Genomic DNA, 19,940 nt, shown 5'->3' with positions numbered 1-19,940 from the left:
GGAAAGTTGTCAACCGGTGATCCATCATGTGAATGGCCGGTGAATCCCCGGCCTGTCCCCAGGGTTATGATGTGAGCCGAGATTGACGCTTAATTTAGACAAATAGGGATTTTCGTGAAGGCTCTCGTGCTCTCCGGGGGAGCGGGCACCCGCCTCCGCCCGATCACCCACACCTCCGCCAAGCAGTTGGTGCCGGTCGCCAACAAGCCGGTGCTGTTCTACGGCCTGGAGGCGATCGCCGAGGCCGGGATCAGCGAGGTCGGCATCGTCGTCGGCGACACCGCGGAGGAGATCCGTGAGGCGGTGGGCGACGGCTCCCAGTTCGGGATCAAGGTCACCTACATTCCGCAGGAAGCGCCGCTGGGCCTCGCCCACGCCGTCCTCATCGCGCAGGAGTTCCTGGGTGACGAGGACTTCGTCATGTACCTCGGCGACAACTTCATCGTCGGTGGCATCACCGGTCTGGTGGACGAGTTCCGCGCCGAGCGGCCCGACGCCCAGATCCTGCTGACCCGGGTCCCCAACCCCACCTCCTTCGGTGTCGCCGAACTCGACGCCGACGGCCGCGTGGTGGGCCTGGAGGAGAAGCCCAAGCAGCCCAAGAGCGACCTCGCCCTCGTCGGCGTCTACCTCTTCACCCCGGCCATCCACGAGGCCGTCCGCTCCATCGAGCCCTCCTGGCGCGGCGAGCTGGAGATCACCCACGCCATCCAGTGGCTGATCGACCAGCAGCGCGACGTCCGCTCCACGACCATCTCCGGCTACTGGAAGGACACCGGCAACGTCACCGACATGCTGGAGGTCAACCGGTCGGTCCTGGAGACCGTCGATCCGGTGAACGAGGGCACGGTCGACGAGACCAGCGAGATCATCGGCCGGGTCCGCATCGAGGCGGGTGCCAGCGTCAGTGGCAGCCGGATCGTCGGTCCTGCCATCATCGGTGCCGGCACGGTGGTCAACGACGCCTACATCGGTCCGTTCACGTCCGTCTCCGAGGACTGCCGGATCGAGGACAGCGAAATCGAGTACTCCATCGTGCTGCGCGGCTCGTCCGTGACCGGCGTGCGCCGCGTGGAGGCCTCGCTCATCGGACGTGACGTAGAGGTCACGCCCGCGCCCCGTAACCCCAAGGCACACCGGCTCGTGCTCGGTGATCACAGCAAGGTGCAGATCTCTTCATGACCACTCGGATTCTGGTGACCGGCGGTGCCGGCTTCATCGGCTCGCACTACGTCCGTACCGTGCTCGGTTCCCAGGGCCCCGGTGACGTCTCGGTCACCGTCCTGGACAAGCTGACGTACGCGGGCAACCCGGCCAACCTCGACGAGGTGCGCGAGCACCCGGGCTTCGCCTTCGTGCAGGGCGACATCTGCGACCCCGAGCTGGTCGGCAAGCTGATGGCCGAGCACGACCAGGTGGTGCACTTCGCCGCCGAGTCGCACGTGGACCGTTCCATCGACGGTGGCGCCGAGTTCGTGCGCACCAACGTGGTCGGCACCCACACCCTCATCGACGCGGCCCACCGCGCGGGCATCAAGACCTTCGTGCACATCTCCACCGACGAGGTCTACGGCTCGATCGACGAGGGCTCCTGGCCCGAGACGCACCCGCTGGAGCCCAACTCGCCGTACTCCTCGGCGAAGGCGTCCAGCGACCTGATCGCGCTGTCGTACCACCGCACCCACGGCCTCGACGTGCGCGTGACCCGCTGCTCCAACAACTACGGGCACCACCACTTCCCCGAGAAGGTCATCCCGCTCTTCGTGACCAACCTCCTCGACGGCAAGAAGGTCCCGCTGTACGGCGACGGCGGCAACGTCCGCGACTGGCTGCACATCGACGACCACGTCCAGGGCATCGAGCTCGTGCGCACCAAGGGCCGGGCCGGCGAGGTCTACAACATCGGCGGCGGCACCGAGCTCTCCAACAAGGAGCTCACCGGCCTGCTGCTGAAGGCCTGCGGCGCCGACTGGGAGACCAGCGTCGAGTACGTCGAGGACCGCAAGGGCCACGACCGCCGCTACTCCGTCGACTGCACGAAGATCCGCGAGGAGCTCGGCTACGAGCCCCGCAAGAGCTTCGAGCAGGGCCTCGCCGAGACCGTGCAGTGGTACCGCGACAACCGTGCCTGGTGGGAGCCGCTGAAGGAGCGGGCCGCGCTGTGACCGACAACCGCACCTGGCTGGTCACGGGCGCGGGCGGCATGCTGGGCCAGGACGTCCTGGCCCGGCTGTCCCGGTCGGGGGAGCGGTTCGTCGCCCTCGACCGCAAGGCGCTGGACCTCACCGACGCCGACGCCGTGAGCGCGGCGCTCGAGGAGCACCGGCCCGACGTGGTCGTCAACTGCGCCGCCTGGACGGCCGTCGACGACGCCGAGACCCGTGAGGACGAGGCACTCGCCATCAACGGCGACGGACCGCGCCACCTCGCCGAGGCCTGCGCCCGCACCGGCGCCGTCCTGCTGCACGTCTCCACGGACTACGTCTTCGCCGGCGACGCCGAGGAGCCGTACGCCGAGGACGCGCCCACCGCGCCCCGCAGCGCCTACGGCCGCACCAAGCTGGCCGGCGAGAAGGCGGTCCTGGCGACCGAGCGCGGCTACGTCGTGCGCACCGCCTGGCTGTACGGCACCGGCGGCCCCAACTTCGTCAAGACGATGATCAAGCTGGAGGGCGTCAAGGACACCCTCGACGTCGTCGACGACCAGCGCGGCCAGCCCACCTGGAGCGCCGATCTCGCGGGCCTGCTGGTCGAGTTGGGCCTCGGCGCCCTCGCCGGCACCGCCCCGGCCGGCGTCTACCACGGCACCAGCTCCGGCGAGACCACCTGGCACGGCTTCACCCAGGAGATCTTCCGGCTGCTCGGCGCCGACCCGGCCCGGGTCCGCCCCACCACCAGCGACGCGTTCGTACGCCCCGCTCCCCGTCCCGCCTACAGCGTCCTCGGTCACGGCCGGTTCGCCGAGGCCGGCATCGAGCCGCTGCGCGACTGGCGCACGGCTCTCACCGAGGCCTTCCCGGAGATCCACCGGGTCCATCTGAAGGAGAACACGGCGTGACGGTCAAGGTCAGCGTCGTCATCGCGGTCTACAACCCCGGCAAGTACGTCGAGGACTGCATCACGGGCCTGCTCCGGCAGAGCCTGACCCCGGACGAGTTCGAGGTCTTCTTCGTCGACGACGGCTCCACCGACGAGACCCCGGCCCGCCTGGACCAGCTCGCCGCCGAGCACCCGCACTTCCACGTCATCCACCAGGAGTCCTCCGGCTGGTCGGGCAAGCCCCGCAACACCGGCATCGAGGCCGCCCGGGGCGAGTACGTCATGTTCGTCGACCACGACGACTGGCTGGGCGACGAGGCCCTGGAGCGGATGTACGACTACGGCAAGGCCAACGAGGCCGACGTGGTCGTGGGCAAGATGGCGGGCATCGGACGCCCGGTCCCGCAGGAGCTGTTCCGGGTCAACCGGCCGCGCGCCACCGTGTCCAACGCGCCGCTGATCGACAGCCTCACCCCGCACAAGATGTTCCGGCGGGAGTTCCTGAACCAGCACAACATGCGCTTCAAGGAGGGCCGCCGCCGCCTCGAGGACCACGTCTTCGTCGTCGAGGCCTACCTGCGCGCCAAGAGCGTCGCCGTGCTCAGCGACTACCTGTGCTACTACCACATCACCCGGGACGACGGCTCCAACGCCGGCTTCCAGCGCTTCGACCCGGTCGGCTACTTCGGCAACCTGCGCGAGGCCCTCGACGTCGTCGAGGAGCTGACCGAGCCCGGCGCCCTGCGCGACAAGCTGTTCAGCCGCTGGCTGCGCAACGAGATGGTCGAGCGGCTGCGCGGCAAGCGGCTGCTCAAGCTCCCCGAGGACTACGCCGAGGAGCTGTACACCGAGATCCACAAGGTGGTCACCGAGCGCTTCGGCCCCGGTGTCGTCGCCCGTCTCGGTCTCACCCAGAAGGTCGTCGCCGGGCTGGTCTTCGCCGACCGCTACCAGGACGTCCGCGCCCTCGCCGAGTGGGAGGCCGGGATCACGCCCACCGGCGAGCTCACCTCGCTGGAGTGGCAGGACGGCACCCTGCACGTCGGCTTCGACGCCGAACTGCACAACGGCGACGCGCCCATGACCTTCCGTCAGGAGGGCGAGCGCCGGCTGCTCGCCCTGCCGCTGTCCGACGAGGCGCTCAAGGCGCTCGACGACCAGGGCGTCAAGCTGGACGCCCCGCTCGCCAAGAGCGACGTCGACCTGGTGGTCCGGCACCGCGAGGACGCCCGCCAGTTCTACCTCCCCGTCACGAGCGAGCCGCGCGAGATCGAGGCCGGCGACGGTGCGGTCCGCCAGCGGATCTCCGCCCGCGCCGAGCTCGACCCCGAGACCGCGGCCTCCGGCGCCCCGCTCGACAAGGGCATCTGGGACCTGCACCTCAGGATCAAGTCCTGCGGCTGGAGCAAGGAGACCCGGCTCGGCGCGGTGCGCGGCGAGGACGTCGAGGCCGGCCGGCTGGCCGCCCTCACCGGCGAGTCCAAGAGGCTCGTCCTGCCGTACTGGACCGACGGTCCCGGCAACCTCTCGCTCGACGTCGACCAGCACACCAACAAGCTGGAGGGCGAGGCGGTCGCCGTCATGCCGCCCGCGGACGCCACGGTCGAGGGTTCCGCCGTACGGCTGCCCCTGCCGCTGCACGTCGCCGCGACCGGCGGGGACCCGGTCCAGCTCCGCTTCGAGCGCAAGAACGTCGGCAAGTACCCGGCCGACGCCGCCGTGGACGGCCGTACCGTCACCGCCGCGCTGCCGCTGGAGAAGCTCACCGGGATGCGCTGGGCGGTGCGGATCGGGGTGCCCTCGGCCGCTCGCGGTGAGCGCAAGTGGACGCGGCTGCCCGTCGACGTCGTGGTGGACGCCGCCCGCGCCGCCAAGGTGATCGACCGGCACACCCCTTCCGAGAAGCCGGCCGCGAAGAAGGCGGCCGCCCCCCAGAAGAAGGCGGCCGCGCCGCGCCCGCTGTGGCGTCGGGCCGCCGGGCGCATCAAGCGCGCCCTGACCAACCAGAAGAAGGGCTGAGAACTCCGCGATGCGACCCCTTTCGATCTCCGGTGCCTGGGTGTTCGAGCCGAAGGTCTTCCCCGACGGCCGGGGCAGCTTCCACGAGTGGTTCAAGGCCCCGGCCTTCGCGGAGGCCGCGGGCCACCCGCTGAGCCTGGCCCAGGCCAACATGTCGGTCTCCAGCCGCGGCACCCTGCGCGGCATCCACTTCGCCGACGTGCCGCCCGGGCAGGCCAAGTACGTCAAGTGCGTGCGCGGCGCGGTCCTCGACGTGATCGTGGACATCCGGGTGGGCTCGCCCACCTTCGGCCAGTGGGAGATCGTCCGCCTGGACGACCAGGACCACCACGCCGTCTACCTCTCCGAGGGGCTCGGCCACGGATTCATGGCGCTCACCGACGACGCCACCGTGGTCTACCTGTGCTCGGAGGGCTACGCGCCCGAGCGTGAGCACGGCATCCACCCGCTCGACCCCGAGATCGGCATCGAGTGGCCCGAGGGCGTCGCCCCGCTGCTGTCCCCCAAGGACGAGCAGGCGCCCACCCTGGCCGAGGCCCGCGAGCAGGGGCTGCTGCCCTCCTACGAGGAGTGCGTGGCCTACCGGGAGAGCCTCGGCTCCTGACGCGTGGGTTTGAACGCGACGGGGCCCGGTTTGACCCGTTCGGCCGCGGCCCCGTAACCTAGACCGTCGGCGTGTCCACTGGTGACACGCCACATCCCCGTAAACCTCTTCCTCTCGGGTCGCTGTTCTGGCCGGGAGAGGCCGTCTGCTCTGCCGGGCGGCTGGACTGCGGGGGTGCCGTTCCCGAGCGAGAGAGTGAGATCCGCGTGTACGCCATCGTGCGCAGCGGTGGTCGCCAGCACAAGGTTGCTGTCGGCGACATCGTTGAGGTTGACAAGATTTCCACTGCCAAGGTTGGCGACACGGTCGAGCTCTCGACCCTGCTCGTTGTCGACGGCGACGCTGTGACCAGCGACCCGTGGGTCCTGGCCGGCATCAAGGTCCAGGCCGAGGTCGTGGACCACCACAAGGGCGTCAAGATCGACATCCTTCGCTACAAGAACAAGACCGGCTACCGCCGTCGTCAGGGCCACCGCCAGCAGTACACGGCGATCAAGGTCACTGAGATCCCCGCGGCTGCGAAGTAAGGGACTGAGGAGAGATGGCACACAAGAAGGGCGCATCGTCCACCCGTAACGGTCGTGACTCCAACGCTCAGCGCCTCGGCGTGAAGCGCTTCGGCGGTCAGGTCGTCAACGCGGGCGAGATCCTGGTCCGCCAGCGCGGCACCCACTTCCACCCGGGTGCGGGCGTCGGCCGTGGCGGCGACGACACGCTGTTCGCGCTGAACGCCGGTGCGGTGGAGTTCGGTACCCACCGTGGCCGCAAGGTCGTGAACATCGTTCCGGTCGCCTGAGCTCACGCTTAGACCGAACTTTTCGCGAGGCGGACCTCACTTCCCTGGTGGGAAGGCGGGTCCGCCTTTCGCGTGTTACGCCAGTAGTACCCATACGTTTTTGGAGGCACCGAACCATGACCACCTTCGTGGACCGCGTCGAACTGCATGTCGCCGCGGGTAACGGAGGTCACGGCTGTGCCTCCGTTCACCGGGAGAAGTTCAAGCCGCTCGGCGGTCCCGACGGCGGGAACGGCGGACGGGGCGGCGACGTCATCCTGACCGTCGACCAGTCCGTGACCACGCTGCTCGAGTACCACCACTCCCCGCACCGCAAGGCCACCAACGGCAAGCCCGGCGAGGGCGGCAACCGCTCCGGCAAGGACGGCCAGGACCTGGTCCTGCCGGTCCCGGACGGCACCGTCGTCCTCGACAAGGCGGGCAACGTCCTCGCCGACCTCGTCGGCCACGGCACCTCCTACGTCGCCGCCCAGGGCGGCCGCGGCGGCCTCGGCAACGCTGCCCTGGCCTCCGCCCGCCGCAAGGCCCCCGGCTTCGCGCTGCTCGGCGTGCCCGGTGACCTCCAGGACATCGTCCTGGAGCTCAAGACCGTCGCCGACGTGGCGCTGGTCGGCTACCCGAGCGCCGGAAAGTCCTCGCTGATCTCCGTCCTCTCGGCGGCCAAGCCGAAGATCGCCGACTACCCCTTCACCACCCTGGTCCCGAACCTGGGCGTGGTCACCGCCGGTGAGAGCGTCTACACCATCGCCGACGTGCCGGGCCTGATCCCGGGCGCCAGCCAGGGCAAGGGCCTGGGCCTTGAGTTCCTGCGGCACGTGGAGCGGTGCAGTGTCCTCGTGCACGTCCTGGACACCGCCACCCTGGAGTCCGACCGCGACCCGGTCTCCGACCTCGACATCATCGAGGCGGAGCTCAGGGAGTACGGCGGCCTCGACAACCGTCCCCGCATCGTCGTCCTCAACAAGATCGACGTACCGGACGGCAAGGACCTCGCCGAGATGGTGCGGCCGGATCTGGAGGCGCGCGGCTACCGCGTCTTCGAGGTGTCCGCGGTCGCCCACATGGGGCTGAAGGAGCTCTCCTTCGCGCTCGCCGACCTGGTCGGACGGGCACGGGCCGCGAAGCCCAAGGAGGAGGCGACCCGCATCGTCATCCGGCCCAAGGCCGTGGACGACACCGGCTTCACCGTGGTCCGCGAGGAGGACGGGCTGTTCCGGGTGCGCGGCGAGAAGCCGGAGCGCTGGGTGCGGCAGACCGACTTCAGCAACGACGAGGCCGTCGGCTATCTCGCCGACCGCCTCAACCGCCTCGGTGTGGAAGAGGAGTTGATGAAGGCGGGCGCCCGTTCGGGTGACGGCGTCGCCATCGGCCCCGAGGACAACGCGGTCGTCTTCGACTGGGAGCCCACCGTCATGGCCGGCGCCGAGATGCTCGGCCGGCGCGGTGAGGACCACCGCTTCGAGGCACCCCGCCCCGCCGCCCAGCGCCGCCGTGACAAGCAGGCCGAACGGGACGAGGCCAGCCAGGAGTTCGACGACTTCGAGCCCTTCTGATCCGACCCGCGGATCGGCCGCAAGACAACCAACCGCCCTTCCTGTGAGTCGTACCGGGCAATCCGTACGACCGTCACAGGAGGGGATGCGGCATGCGCGTACAACGAAGAGGGTGGCGTACGGCGCTCGCCGTCGCCCTGGCGCTCGGCGCAGGCGCCGCCGCGCTGCCCACCACCGCCGGGGCCGCCGAGGCCGCTCCCCGCCAGGTGCGGGACGACTTCAACGGGGACGGGTACGCCGACCTCGCGGTGGCCGCGCCCGACGGGACCGTGGCCGGCAGGGCGAAGGCCGGGTTCGTCGGTGTGCTGTACGGCTCGGCGAGTGGCCTGAAGTCCGCCACCGAGCGGGTGTTCAGCCAGAACACGGCGGGCGTCCCGGGCGGTGCCGAGGCCGGCGACCGGTTCGGCAGCGCGCTCACCGCCGCCGACCTGGACCGGGACGGGTACGGCGACCTGATCGTGGGCGTGGGCGGTGAGGACGGCGGCTCCGGACGGGTGCAGGTCCTGTGGGGCGGCGCCCGCGGTCTGTCCGGCGGGGCCATCCTGGCCTCCGGCGCGGCCGGCGACCGGCTGGGCGCCGAGGGACACCTCGCGGCGGGGGACGTCGACGGGGACGGGGCGACCGACCTGCTGACCGCGGTGGACCGGTACGGCCTGGTGGCGACCGGCGGCCCCTTCACCCGCTCCGGCGCGGCCACCGGGGAACGCCAGGTGGTGAAGGACAGGTACGACAGCCGGGTCCTCGACCTCGACGTGGGCGACCTCAACGGCGACGGGATCACCGACGTCGTGGCCGCCCAGACCGGCACCGACACCTTCGACTCCCGGCGGATCGCGTACTGGTGGGGCACCAGGGACGGCCTCACGCCCTGGACACTGGTCTGGGACATCGACGGCGCCGCGCTCCAGGGCGGCGAGAACCTCGCGGTCGGGGACGTCGACCGGGACGGCCACGCCGACATCGTGGTGGGCCGGGCCGTCGACGGCTACGCGAGCGACCATGACGCGTACCGGGCCAAGGGCGGCCGTGTCACCTGGATACCCGGCACCTCGGGCGCTCCTGACGGAGTGGCGGAGCAGGCCGTCAACCAGGACAGCCCCGGGGTGCCCGGCACCGCCGAGAAGGGCGACGGCTTCGGCACCGACGTCCAGCTCGCCGACGTCGACGGGGACGGCTACCTCGACGTGGTCACCGGCGTACCCGGCGAGGACCTGGGGCCCGCCTCCGCACCGAACTCCGTCAAGGACGCCGGTGCGGTCGTCGTGCTGAGCGGCCGGGCCGACGGGCTGACCGGAGCGGGCTCCCACCAGGTGGTCACCCAGAACAGCCCGGGAGTGCCGGGAGCCGCCGAGAAGGGTGACGTCTTCGGCAAGGCCGTCCATGTGGGGGACGCGAACGGCGACGGGCTCGCTGACCTCGCGGTCGGCGCGCCCGGCGAGAACACGGGCGCCGGGTCCGTGTGGTCCTTCCGGTCCCGGGGGGAGTACGTCGCCTCGCCCGGCGGCCTGCCGATTCCGGCCACCGTCCTCGGGCCGGACGGCACGTTCACCTTCGGCCACACCCTGCTCGGCACCACCGCGGCGAACGCCCGTCTGGGCTCGTACTTCGCCAACTAGAACCCAAAAGATCGTCAGTCGGCGGTGTCCTGAAGGCCGTTGCGCCGGGATCACGTTCATCATGTGATACCCGAGTCGCAACGGCTCTTCTGTTGTCTACCTATTTGTCATGCACGCGAACACTCTGGTTCAACGCACGGATCACCCCGAAGCGTGAGCTTCCAGGGTGCCCAAGAGGTCAGCGACGCAAGGGAGTTCGCCCATGTACGGAGCAGCATCACCCGGCCGACGCCGCTTTCTGACCGCCGGTGCCGCCGTGCTCGGCGCCGCCGCCTCCACCCAGCTCTGGCTGCCGGGCACCGCGCGGGCCGCGGAGACCCCGCTGCCCGACGGGGTGTTCAGCCTCGGCGTGGCCTCCGGTGACCCGCTGCCGGACGGCATCGTGCTCTGGACCCGGCTCGCCCCCGATCCGCTGAACGGCGGAGGCATGCCCGACAGGGTGGTCCCGGTCGAATGGGAGCTCGCCGAGGACCAGCGCTTCAGAAAGGTGGTCCGGCGCGGCACCGCCCAGGCCCTGCCCGCGTACGGACACAGCGTCCACGTCGACGTACGGGGCCTGCGCGCCGGCCGTGCGTACTGGTACCGCTTCCGCGCAGACGGCCAGCTCTCGCGCACCGGCCGCACCCGCACCGCCCCCGACCGGCACAGCTCCGGCGGCAACCTCCGGGTGGCGCTCGCCTCCTGCCAGAACTGGCAGCACGGCTACTTCACGCCGTACGCCGACATGCTGGACCAGGACCCCGACGTCGTGCTGTTCGTCGGCGACTACATCTACGAGTCGGCACCCTCCTCGTCCGGTCCGCGCCGGCACGAGGGCACGGGGGAGCCGTACACCCTCGCCCAGTACCGCAACCGGTACGCCCAGTACCGCACCGACCCGGACCTCGCCGAGATCCACGCGAGCGCGCCCTGGGTGGTCACCTTCGACGACCACGAGGTCGACAACGACTGGGCCGGCGAGATCCCGCAGGACCCCGACAAGCAGCCGCACGACGCGTTCGTGGCCCGGATCACGGCGGCCTTCCAGGCGTACTACGAGCACATGCCGGTGCGTGCCACCGCCGTCCCGAACGGCCCGCACATCCGGATGCACCGCAGACTGGACTTCGGCCGGCTGGTCCGGCTGAACGTGCTCGACACCCGGCAGTTCCGCAGCGACCAGGTCACCAGCCAGGCCGCCGCCCAGGACCCCTCGCTCACCATGCTCGGCGCCGAGCAGAAGCAGTGGCTGCTCGACGGGCTGCACGGCTCACCGGCCCGCTGGAACCTCATCGCCTCGCAGATCATGATGGCCGAGACCGACATCCTGCTCGGCGAGGGCAAACTCTGGTACTACGACGCCTGGGACGGCTACCAGGTCGAGCGCAACGCCCTGCTGGAGGAGTTCAAGCGGGTGCGCAACCCCGTCGTGCTCTCCGGCGACCGCCACCTCACGATGATCAGCGACCTCAAGGAGGACTACGCCGACCCGTCCTCCCGGGTCGTCGGCGCCGAGTTCGTCGGCACCTCCATCTCCAGCAACGGCGACCAGGACCAGGCCGCCTTCCACGCCCAGTGGGACCCGCTGACGGCCGACAACCCGCACTGGAAGTTCATCGACGCCCACCGCGGCTACCACCTCTTCGACATCGACCGGCACGGCATCGACGCGCAGGTCAGGGCGGTCGACACGGTGGTCAGGCCGGAGGCGGTGACCACCACGCTGGCGCAGTTGCGAGTCGAGGCGGGCAAGCCGGGTGTCCATCCCGCGTGAGGCGGGTTGCCTGGGAGGGGCGTGGTCTTCATCACAGTCCCACACTCCTCTCAGGCAACACTCAGGCAGTTCTCTTACCGTCCTCTGACTATGGAGACGGACTGTACGAGAGACGACCTTCCGGTGAACGGCGTGACCGCTCCGCTGCCCGCCGGCACGCGCCTGCTGCACATCGGCCCCCACAAGACCGGCACCACCGCCATCCAGGGCGCGCTGTTCGCGGCGAAGGACCGGCTGCCCGAGCACGGGGTCGTCTTCCCGGCGCACACCAGACACCCGATGGAAGCCGCCCTGGCCGCCTGCGCGCGGCCCGCGATGATGGGTGACACCGCGCCCACCGAGAAGCACTGGACACGTCTGCTGGAGCAGGTCGCGGCCACCGGCGGCCGGACCTCGGTGATCAGCAGCGAGTTCTTCGCCGACGCCGAGGACGACGAGACGGTCGCGCGGATCGTCGAGCAGCTCGGCGGGGAGCTCGTGCACGTCCTGGTCACGCTGCGCCCGCTGGTGCGGATCATGCCCTCGCAGTGGCAGCAGTACGTGCAGAACGGCCTGCGCATGGGTTACGAGGACTGGCTCACCCACATGCTGCGCAAGGCGCCGTACGAGCAGCCCAACCCCAGCTTCTGGCGCCGCCACCGGCACGACCGGCTCGTCGAACGGTGGGCCCGCGCGGTCGGTCCGGACCGGATCACCGTCGTCGTGGTCGACGACCGCGACCGCGGCGCGCTGCTGCGCACTTTCGAACAGCTCCTCGGGCTCCCCGAGAATCTCCTCCAGCCCGTTCCGGACGCCGCGAATCGTTCTCTTACTCTCGCCGAGACCGAAATGCTGCGAAACCTTAACAAGGAATTCCGCGGCAATGGACTGCCGGACGAGTTGTATTCCAAGCTCGTCCGCAACGGCGCCGTCATGCATATGAAGAACGCGTGCAGTCCGTCACCCGATGACGTGAAGATCCTCACTCCTGAGTGGGCTCTCGAAGCCGCGGCCGGGATCGGTGCCGAGATGGCCCGGAACATCGGTGCCGCCGGCGTGCGGATCATCGGTGACCCCGGTCTCCTGTCCGCCGTACCGAAGGCGCCCGCACGGGACGGCGTCCCCGCCCCGCGGATCTCTCCCGAGGTGGCGGCGCAGGCGCTGTACGGGGCGCTGGCCGCGGCGGCCGAGTCGCCGGTGCGGCACACCTCTCCGGCCAAGGCGCGCACGGTGCATCAGACGTCGTCGAAGGAACTGATGCGGGTACTCGGTCACCGGTGCCTGAAGAAGCTGCGCCGACGCTGAACTCCCGGACGGCCGCCGTTACCGGCAGTGCAAGATGAATGACAGGTAGCGCGTACATATGCGGCGGACGGCGGTCACCTTGCACAGCGGTAACCGCAAGTGGGACCATTTCCCCGTTCCCTGTCGCCCCGAGGTAGGTCTTCTGTGTCCCAGCACATCGCCAAGCCCCGTACCACCGCAGTGATCCTGGCCGGTGGCACCGGTCAGCGCGTGGGTCTCTCGATCCCCAAGCAGCTGCTGAAGATCGCCGGCAAGGCAGTCATCGAGCACACCCTGACCACCTTCGAGAAGGCCGACTCCATCGACGACATCATCGTCCTGATGGCGCCGGGCTACGTACCCGACATAGAGAAGATCGTCGCCAAGGCCGGGTTCACCAAGGTCAAGAAGATCATCGAGGGTGGCTCCACCCGGAACGAGACCACCGAGCGCGCCATCGCGGCCCTCGGCGAGGGCCTGGCCGAGGGCGAGGACCTCAACGTCCTGTTCCACGACGCCGTGCGCCCGCTGCTCTCCCGGCGCGTCATCGACGACTGCGTGGTCGCCCTGGAGCGCTACCAGGCCGTCGACGTGGCCATCCCGTCCGCGGACACCATCATCGTCACGCGCAAGCACGGCGGGGACGGCGAGTTCATCACCGAGATCCCGGACCGCTCCCGGCTGCGCCGCGGGCAGACCCCGCAGGCCTTCAAGCTGTCCACCATCAAGCGCGCCTACGAGGTCGCCGCCGGTGACCCCAACTTCCAGGCCACGGACGACTGTTCGGTCGTGCTCAAGTACCTGCCGGACGTGCCGATCCACGTCGTCGCGGGTGACGAGTACAACATGAAGGTCACCCAGCCCGTCGACGTCTTCATCGCCGACAAGCTCTTCCAGCTCGCCTCGACCGCCGCGCCCGAGCAGGTCGACGACGAGGCCTACCGCGAGCTGCTCACCGGCAAGACCATCGTCGTCTTCGGCGGCTCCTACGGCATCGGCAAGGACATCGGCGAGCTCGCCGAGTCCTACGGCGCCAAGGTGTACGCGCTGGGCCGCTCCACCACCGGCACCCACGTCGAGAACCCGGAGGAGGTCGACGACGCGCTGTCCAAGGCGTACGCCGAGACCGGGCGGATCGACTACGTCGTCAACACCGCGGGCGTGCTGCGCATCGGCAAGCTCGCGGAGACCGACAACGCCACCATCGAGGAGGCGCTGAAGGTCAACTACCTGGCCCCGGTGCAGATCGCGCGCTCCTCGTACAAGTACCTGGCGGAGACCAAGGGCCAACTGCTGCTGTACACCTCCAGCAGCTACACCCGCGGCCGCGCCGAGTACAGCCTGTACTCCTCGACCAAGGCGGCGATGGTCAACCTGACGCAGGCCCTGTCCGACGAATGGGCGGGTGACGGCGTCCGGGTGAACTGCATCAACCCGGAGCGCACCGCCACGCCCATGCGCACCAAGGCCTTCGGCCAGGAGCCCGCGGGCAGTCTGCTGTCCTCCGAGGCGGTGGCCCGCACCTCGCTCGACGTGCTGCTCTCCGAGCTGACCGGCCATGTCATCGACGTCCGCCAGCAGGACCCGACGGCCTCCGCGGGCCAGGCGTCCGGCTTCGAGCAGGCACTGGCCAGTGTCCTGGACCGTCAGGACGGCGTGGCATAATCAGGGACAAATAGCCTTCTGTAAATTCAGGCCTCTGTGGCTGCCCGTTCCTGGCGCATTCACAGGGGCCTGAAGGCTTAAGCAAGGTCCTGAAGCCCCAAGCACCGCTAATTCGTAAACAACCGGCATCCCTCCCAGAGCAGGTTTTCAGTGATAAGCACCGCTATTCGCGTCGCCCGGGTGGGCAGCGCGGCCGAGCTGGCCGCGGCGGTCCTCATGCTGGCGGGGTTCCCCGCCATAATGGTGGCCGCGCTCATTCCGAGCGTCCCCGCCTTCGCGGCCGCGACCGCCGTCACGTACCTTGCGGACCACTATCTGCACCGCCAGGGCAGTTATCTGATCAACCGCCTCAGCAAGGTCCGCGCCGGTCTGTCGATCCGCTTCCTGATCAGGCAGCTCCTGCTGATCCTGCTGCTGGCCCGGCTCGACCTGTCCAACAACCTGATCTTCTACGGGGCCACCGCCTGCTTCATCGCCTTCTACGGCCTGCAGGCCCCGCACGGTGCGCTGGTCACCCTGATCCGCAACCGCCGCCGGCTCCCGGTCGCCACCCGCAACGTCGACCTGGCCTCCCGCATCCGCATCCCGGACGCCCCGCCGCTGGGACTGCTGAACCGGTCGGCCGAGAAGATGCTGCACCTCGACCTCGCGGCCGTGGTCGGCATACTCGTGGCCGCCGCCACCGACACGGCACTGCCGGGCTTCGTCGGCATCGGCGTGACGATAGTGCTCGGCACCCTGTACGTCCTGGCGCTGATGCCGTACGTGCGCGGCAAGAAGATCCCGCCGAACGCCGACAAGGTCCTCGCCAAGGTCGACGAGTGGCTGCGCGAGTACAAGCCGGAGACGGTGCTGTACTTCTCCGGTTCCAAGGACTCCGCCTACCAGGTCAACATGTGGCTGGAGACCATGGAGCAACTGGACTCCCGGCCGCTGATCATCCTGCGTGAGCGCGTCATCCTGCAGAACCTCGCGCCCACCACGGTCCCCGTCATCTGCGTGCCTGGAGGGGTGCACCTGATGAACATGGACCTGTCCACGGTGCGGGTCGCGCTGTACGCGGCGAACGTCGGCAAGAACATCCACCTGCTGCGCGTGCCCACCATGAAGCACGTCTTCATCGGCCACGGCGACAGCGACAAGCTGGCGAGCGTCAACCCGTTCAGCAAGGCGTACGACGAGGTGTGGACCGCGGGCCGGGCCGGCCGCGACCGCTACGCCATCGCCGACGTCGGGGTCCGCGACGAGGACATCGTCGAGGTGGGCCGTCCGCAGCTCGCGCCGATCCGGAACGGGCAGGGCGTGCCCGCGGGGCGGATGCCGACCGTGCTCTACGCGCCCACCTGGGAGGGCTGGGACGGCAACCCGGGCAACACCTCGCTGATGCTGGCCGGCGAGAACATCGTCAGGCAACTGCTGAAGGCCGACCCGCCGGTCCGTGTCCTCTACAAGCCGCACCCCTTCACCGGCACGGTCCTGCCCAAGGCGGGCGCCGCGCACCAGAAGGTCAGCGCGCTGATCGAGAAGGCCACCGCCGAGCGCGCCGCGGACCCCCGTTTCCCGGCCGACGCGACCGCGCTGGCCGCGGCCAAGGCCGAGCTCGCCCGGATCGAGGCGCGGCTCGCGGTCCTCGCCGGCAGCGGCGGCGAGAAGGGCGACGAGGCCGAGGCCACCCGTGACGGCGTGGTCGACGTGGCCAAGTACGAGGAGATCGCCCGGCTGCGCGGCGAGTGGAACGACGCGTACTGGCGCTCCTTCCCGGTGTGGGAGCACCGGGTCATCACGGGCGCCGAACCGCGGCTGTACGACTGCTTCAACGTCTCCGACGCGATGGTCTCCGACATCTCCAGCGTGGTGTCCGACTTCATCGCGAGCGGCAAGCCGTACGCGGTCACGGACTCCGCCGAGCTGGGCGTGGAGGAGTTCAAGCGGCAGAACACCGCGGTGCGGGCCGCCACGATCCTGTCCAACAAGGCCGCCGAGCTGGGCGAGTTGCTGGACGCCGTGCGGGACCCGGCGGCCGACTCGCTGGCGGAGGACCGGGTGGAGCTCAAGCAGTACCTGCTCGGACCGGACGAGCCCACCTCCATCGAGCAGTTCAACACCGCGGTGGCGAACCTCGCGATCAAGGCCGAGGCACGCAACGTCGGCCAGGAGTCCCGGGCGGCGGCCTCCGCGGCGGAGACCGTGGTCTGACCTCGGGTTGGTAAAGAAACGGCCCGGTTTTCGGTGGTGATTCCCGAAAACCGGGCCGTTGCTGCGTATGTCAGGGCACCGGAACCACCCACCGTGTCCAGGGGGAACAGTGTCCTTCGCGCAGCCTGATGTGACCGTCGTCGTCGGGGCGTACGAGGCGATGCCGTACCTGGTCGACTGCCTGGCCTCCGTCGAGGCCCAGACGATCGGCCACGCGCGCATCGAGGTCATCGCGGTCGACGACGGCTCGACCGACGGCACCGGCGGGTACCTGGAGGAGTTCGCCGCCCGCACGTCCCTCGACGTCACGGTGATCCGGCAGGACAACTCCGGCGGCCCCGGCGGCCCGCGCAACGTCGGTCTGGGCAAGGCGAGCGGGCGGTACGTCTTCTTCCTGGACGCCGACGACCGGCTCGGCCCCGAGGCCCTGGAGCGGATGGTCGCGATGGCCGACCGCAACGGCACGGACGTCGTGCTCGGCCGGGTCGAGGGCGTCAACCGCAAGCCGCCGACGTCGATGTGGGGGCGGACCCTGGAGCGCACCGACGTCTTCTCGTCCAACATCAAGTTCACGCTCAGCGCGCAGAAGCTGTTCCGCCGCGCCTTCCTCGAACGGCACAGCATGCGCTTCGACGAGTCCCTGTGGACCGGCGAGGACGCGCTGTTCACGATGGAGGCCTATCTGCGGGCCGACGGTGTCTCCGTGATCGCCGACCACACCTGCTACTACCTGGTGGGCCGTGAGGACGGCAAGCACGTCACCAGGACGGGCAGCCACACCCTGCGCTTCGACTCCGCGCGCGCCCTGATGAACCTGATCGCCGACATGGTCCCGGCGGGCGCGAGACGCGACGCGCTGATGGTCCGTCCCTTCCTCGTCACCCTGCTCCCGCAGTTCGGCCCGGGGTTCCTGAAGGACGGCGAGGCGGTCCGCCGGGAGAAGCTGGAGCTGGCGAGGCCCCTGGTGGACGCGTACTGGACCGGCGAGGTGGCCCACCGGCTCCGCGTCCACGAGCGGCTGCGGCTGCACCTGGTGGCGCTGGGCCGCCCGGATCTCCTGGTGGAGGTCCTGGAGTTCATGAGGGCGGGCAGGACCCCGCGGGCCGTGCTGGAGAAGGGCGGCCGCCGGGTGTACCTCGCGTACCCGTTCTTCCGCGACCGGTCGGCGGGCCTGCCCGACTCCGTCTACCTGGCCGAGCCGCGCGAGGCCCGGGACGTCCCCGGCTACCGGGAGGTCGGGGTCGATCAGTTGTTGCGTCGGGCGGTTCGCAAGGCGCGCAGGGTGCTCACCCCGGCAGCGTGAGCGTCCCCGAGGCGCGCACGGTCCCCGCGTCCCGCCGCTGCCCCGGAAGCCGGCGCTCCCGGGCCGCCGCGCACAACGCCTGAACGGCCGTGTCGAACCGTTCCTGCGCGGTCGGTTCGTCCGGCCCCAGCAGCCGCCGCTTCAACTCGGCCCGCGCACCGACGAGTTCGTCCCGCTCCGGGTGCCGTACCGCGTCCAGCAGCGCGGCCACGCCCGCCGCGTCCGGGGTCAGCACTGTCGCCGCCCCCGCCGTGGGGAAGGCCGCACGGAACGCGTCCTCGTCCAAACCGCTGGTGTTCGCCACCGCGTAGGGCTTCCCGCTGGCCAGGAAGTCGCTGACCACGCTGGACACATCGCTGATCAGCACGTCGGCCCGGTTGAAGCAGGCGTACAGCGCGGGCCGGGCGTCGGTGACGACCTGGTGCTCCCACTCCGGCAACGAGGCCCAGTACGCCCGCTCCCAGGCCGCCGTCGCCCGCGCCACCGCCTCCGCGCGGCCCGGTTCCGGCGTGGACTGCAGCAGCATCCGCTCGGCCGAGTCCGCGGCGGCCCGGAAGGACGCGATGGTGAGCCGGTCCAACTCCTGGGTCCTGCGGGTCAGTTCACCGTCGTCCTCGGGCCGCTCGCCGGTCCGCTCCCGGTTCGCCGCCCGGACCAGCTCACGGATCCTGAGGTCCGCCCTGCCCGCCCGCGGATCCACCGAACCGGTCAGCGGATGCGGCTTGTACAGCAGCCGCACCCCCGGGTCCGCCAGCAGTGCCCGCACGATGTTCTCGCCGGCCTCGATCACCGAGGTGTTGCCGGGGTTGCCGTCCCAGCCCTCCCAGGTCGGGGCGTACAGCACCGTGGTGTACGGCCCGGTCGGCGGCCCCTGGTACGGCCGTACGGCGTCGAGCTGCGGGCGGCCGATCTCCACCACGTCCTTGTCCTCGACGCCGACCTGGGCCGCCGCGTACCGCTCGCGGGCCGCGGGACCGGCCACCCACACCTCGTCGTAGGCCTTCGCGTACGGGTTGCAGGAGGACAGCTTGTCGCTCTCGCCGTGGTTGACGAAGGTGTGCTTGATCGTCGGGATGCGCAGGACCTGGGAGGTCTTGCCGGAGTTCGACGGGTGGACGAGGACCTGGAGCGTGGACTGCTCCAGGCGCAGCAGCGTGGACACCTTCGGCAGGCAGACGATCGGCACGTCGGTCGCGGCGATCCTCTGCATCATGAACCGTTCGCGCAGGACGATGACCGGCTTCCCGCCGAGCTTGGCGAGCGGCTCCAGCCACATGTTGGCCTGGTAGGCGGAGGAGACCCCGCCGGAGAAGTACAGGCCGACGGTCGGCCGGTAGGCGGCGAGCCACGCGTCGAACCAGTCCAGCACCTCCTGCTCGCCCGCCGGACGCCGGCTCGGCAGCAGTCGTACGAGAAGGTCCGCCAGGCCCACGAGGGCGAGGCCGAGGGACACCGCGATGCCGACGGCCGCCCAGCGGGGCTCGCCGGTGGCCGCCGTGACCAGCAGGCCCGTCGTGGCGGGCAGGCCGTGGACCAGCAGCCGGGGGCCCGGGCGGCGCAGCAGGGCGGGCGGGGCCGGGGTCAGGCGGAGCGCGGCGGCGTCGATGTTGCGGGTGACCACCGGGAGGGTGCGGGTGCGCCGGACCAGCACCGAGGCCGCCTGGATCGCGCAGTGCAGGGCGTAGAAGGCGAGCAGACCGGCCACCAGCACGGTGTACGCCGTCTCCTCGTGCTCCGGGGTCAGCCGCAGCAGGCCGAAGACCAGCAGCAGGTCGCGCAGGACGTGCCGCACGGTGATGTCCGCGTGGGACTTGGCGAACAGGGAGACCATGCCGCGCTGCCAGCGGTGCAGGACGGCCTCGACGGCCAGGGAGGCGGCCGTCGCGGCGAGCAGCAGGGGGACGTGCGGACGCAGCGCGGCGGCGGCCTGGGCGACGACGGCGGCTGCCAGGACGGCTGCGACGAGCGCTCTCGTCGCGGTCTGCCGGCCCGGCAGCCGCAGCGCGGACCGGAGGCGGGGGAGGCGTTTTCGCACGGGGGACACTCCAGGGTCGTCGCGAGACGGACGTCCTGGTTAACGCGTGGCGACCTCCGGACGACACGCGCGTGTCGCTGTCCTGCGGACCGGACAGG

General features: G+C 70.3%; 15 protein-coding genes. 14 read left to right on the top strand and 1 reads right to left on the bottom strand.

The window, feature by feature from the left end:
* The first annotated feature begins 114 nt into the window (after positions 1-114).
* The 14 genes from ACZ66S_RS02565 to ACZ66S_RS02500 all read left to right on the top strand — a co-directional run bounded on the left by ACZ66S_RS02565 (position 115) and on the right by ACZ66S_RS02500 (position 17,807).
* Positions 115-1,182: a glucose-1-phosphate thymidylyltransferase gene (locus tag ACZ66S_RS02565; protein WP_469899094.1), complete on the top strand. Its 1,068-nt coding sequence runs from the start codon at positions 115-117 to the stop codon at positions 1,180-1,182.
* Positions 1,179-2,165 carry a dTDP-glucose 4,6-dehydratase gene (gene rfbB / locus ACZ66S_RS02560; RefSeq protein WP_469899093.1) on the top strand — a complete coding sequence of 329 codons (987 nt, stop codon included), beginning with the start codon at positions 1,179-1,181 and terminating at the stop codon, positions 2,163-2,165. The genes ACZ66S_RS02565 and rfbB overlap by 4 nt, the downstream gene beginning before the upstream one ends.
* A complete protein-coding gene (gene rfbD, locus ACZ66S_RS02555) occupies positions 2,162-3,058 on the top strand; it encodes a dTDP-4-dehydrorhamnose reductase (RefSeq protein ID WP_469899091.1) in 897 nt (298 codons plus the stop codon). The genes rfbB and rfbD overlap by 4 nt, the downstream gene beginning before the upstream one ends.
* Complete coding sequence (locus tag ACZ66S_RS02550) at positions 3,055-5,058, top strand: glycosyltransferase family 2 protein (protein ID WP_469899089.1); 2,004 nt, start codon at positions 3,055-3,057, stop codon at positions 5,056-5,058. The genes rfbD and ACZ66S_RS02550 overlap by 4 nt, the downstream gene beginning before the upstream one ends.
* Before the next feature lie 10 nt (positions 5,059-5,068).
* Positions 5,069-5,662 carry a dTDP-4-dehydrorhamnose 3,5-epimerase gene (rfbC, locus tag ACZ66S_RS02545; RefSeq protein WP_469899088.1) on the top strand — a complete coding sequence of 198 codons (594 nt, stop codon included), beginning with the start codon at positions 5,069-5,071 and terminating at the stop codon, positions 5,660-5,662.
* 206 nt (positions 5,663-5,868) lie between these two features.
* Positions 5,869-6,189 (top strand): 50S ribosomal protein L21, encoded by a 321-nt coding sequence (gene rplU / locus ACZ66S_RS02540; RefSeq protein WP_007381993.1) that lies wholly within the window; start codon positions 5,869-5,871, stop codon positions 6,187-6,189.
* 14 nt (positions 6,190-6,203) lie between these two features.
* Positions 6,204-6,458, top strand: a complete 255-nt coding sequence (gene rpmA / locus ACZ66S_RS02535) for a 50S ribosomal protein L27 (RefSeq protein ID WP_007381992.1) — start codon at positions 6,204-6,206, stop codon at positions 6,456-6,458.
* 116 nt (positions 6,459-6,574) lie between these two features.
* Positions 6,575-8,011 (top strand): GTPase ObgE, encoded by a 1,437-nt coding sequence (obgE, locus tag ACZ66S_RS02530; protein WP_469899086.1) that lies wholly within the window; start codon positions 6,575-6,577, stop codon positions 8,009-8,011.
* 92 nt (positions 8,012-8,103) lie between these two features.
* Positions 8,104-9,627 (top strand): FG-GAP and VCBS repeat-containing protein, encoded by a 1,524-nt coding sequence (locus ACZ66S_RS02525; RefSeq protein WP_469899084.1) that lies wholly within the window; start codon positions 8,104-8,106, stop codon positions 9,625-9,627.
* Between the two features lie 202 nt (positions 9,628-9,829).
* Positions 9,830-11,380, top strand: a complete 1,551-nt coding sequence (locus ACZ66S_RS02520; protein WP_469899083.1) for an alkaline phosphatase D family protein — start codon at positions 9,830-9,832, stop codon at positions 11,378-11,380.
* Between the two features lie 90 nt (positions 11,381-11,470).
* Positions 11,471-12,664, top strand: a complete 1,194-nt coding sequence (locus ACZ66S_RS02515) for a hypothetical protein (protein WP_469899082.1) — start codon at positions 11,471-11,473, stop codon at positions 12,662-12,664.
* A 144-nt stretch (positions 12,665-12,808) separates the two neighbouring features.
* A complete protein-coding gene (locus ACZ66S_RS02510) occupies positions 12,809-14,308 on the top strand; it encodes a D-ribitol-5-phosphate cytidylyltransferase (RefSeq protein ID WP_469899081.1) in 1,500 nt (499 codons plus the stop codon).
* Positions 14,309-14,458: 150 nt separating this feature from the next.
* A complete protein-coding gene (locus ACZ66S_RS02505; protein ID WP_469899080.1) occupies positions 14,459-16,504 on the top strand; it encodes a hypothetical protein in 2,046 nt (681 codons plus the stop codon).
* A gap of 109 nt (positions 16,505-16,613) precedes the next feature.
* Positions 16,614-17,807 (top strand): glycosyltransferase family 2 protein, encoded by a 1,194-nt coding sequence (locus ACZ66S_RS02500; protein WP_469899079.1) that lies wholly within the window; start codon positions 16,614-16,616, stop codon positions 17,805-17,807.
* Here ACZ66S_RS02500 and ACZ66S_RS02495 read toward each other — a convergent pair.
* Positions 17,791-19,809, bottom strand: coding sequence for a hypothetical protein (locus tag ACZ66S_RS02495; RefSeq protein ID WP_469899665.1), 2,019 nt, complete (start codon positions 19,807-19,809; stop codon positions 17,791-17,793). The genes ACZ66S_RS02500 and ACZ66S_RS02495 overlap by 17 nt on opposite strands.
* Positions 19,810-19,940: the final 131 nt, after the last annotated feature.

Source organism: Streptomyces sp. NPDC107471 (genome assembly GCF_055582845.1).
This window is presented reverse-complemented; position numbering and strand designations above follow the sequence as displayed.

What these genes read in the sequence shown, in the direction of transcription:
- rfbB (WP_469899093.1), top strand. Translation starts at nt 1,179, where the DNA reads ATGACCACTCGGATTCTGGTGACCGGCGGTGCCGGCTTCATCGGCTCG.
- rfbC (WP_469899088.1), top strand. Translation starts at nt 5,069, where the DNA reads ATGCGACCCCTTTCGATCTCCGGTGCCTGGGTGTTCGAGCCGAAGGTC.
- rpmA (WP_007381992.1), top strand. Translation starts at nt 6,204, where the DNA reads ATGGCACACAAGAAGGGCGCATCGTCCACCCGTAACGGTCGTGACTCC.
- obgE (WP_469899086.1), top strand. Translation starts at nt 6,575, where the DNA reads ATGACCACCTTCGTGGACCGCGTCGAACTGCATGTCGCCGCGGGTAAC.
- ACZ66S_RS02525 (WP_469899084.1), top strand. Translation starts at nt 8,104, where the DNA reads ATGCGCGTACAACGAAGAGGGTGGCGTACGGCGCTCGCCGTCGCCCTG.
- ACZ66S_RS02520 (WP_469899083.1), top strand. Translation starts at nt 9,830, where the DNA reads ATGTACGGAGCAGCATCACCCGGCCGACGCCGCTTTCTGACCGCCGGT.
- ACZ66S_RS02515 (WP_469899082.1), top strand. Translation starts at nt 11,471, where the DNA reads ATGGAGACGGACTGTACGAGAGACGACCTTCCGGTGAACGGCGTGACC.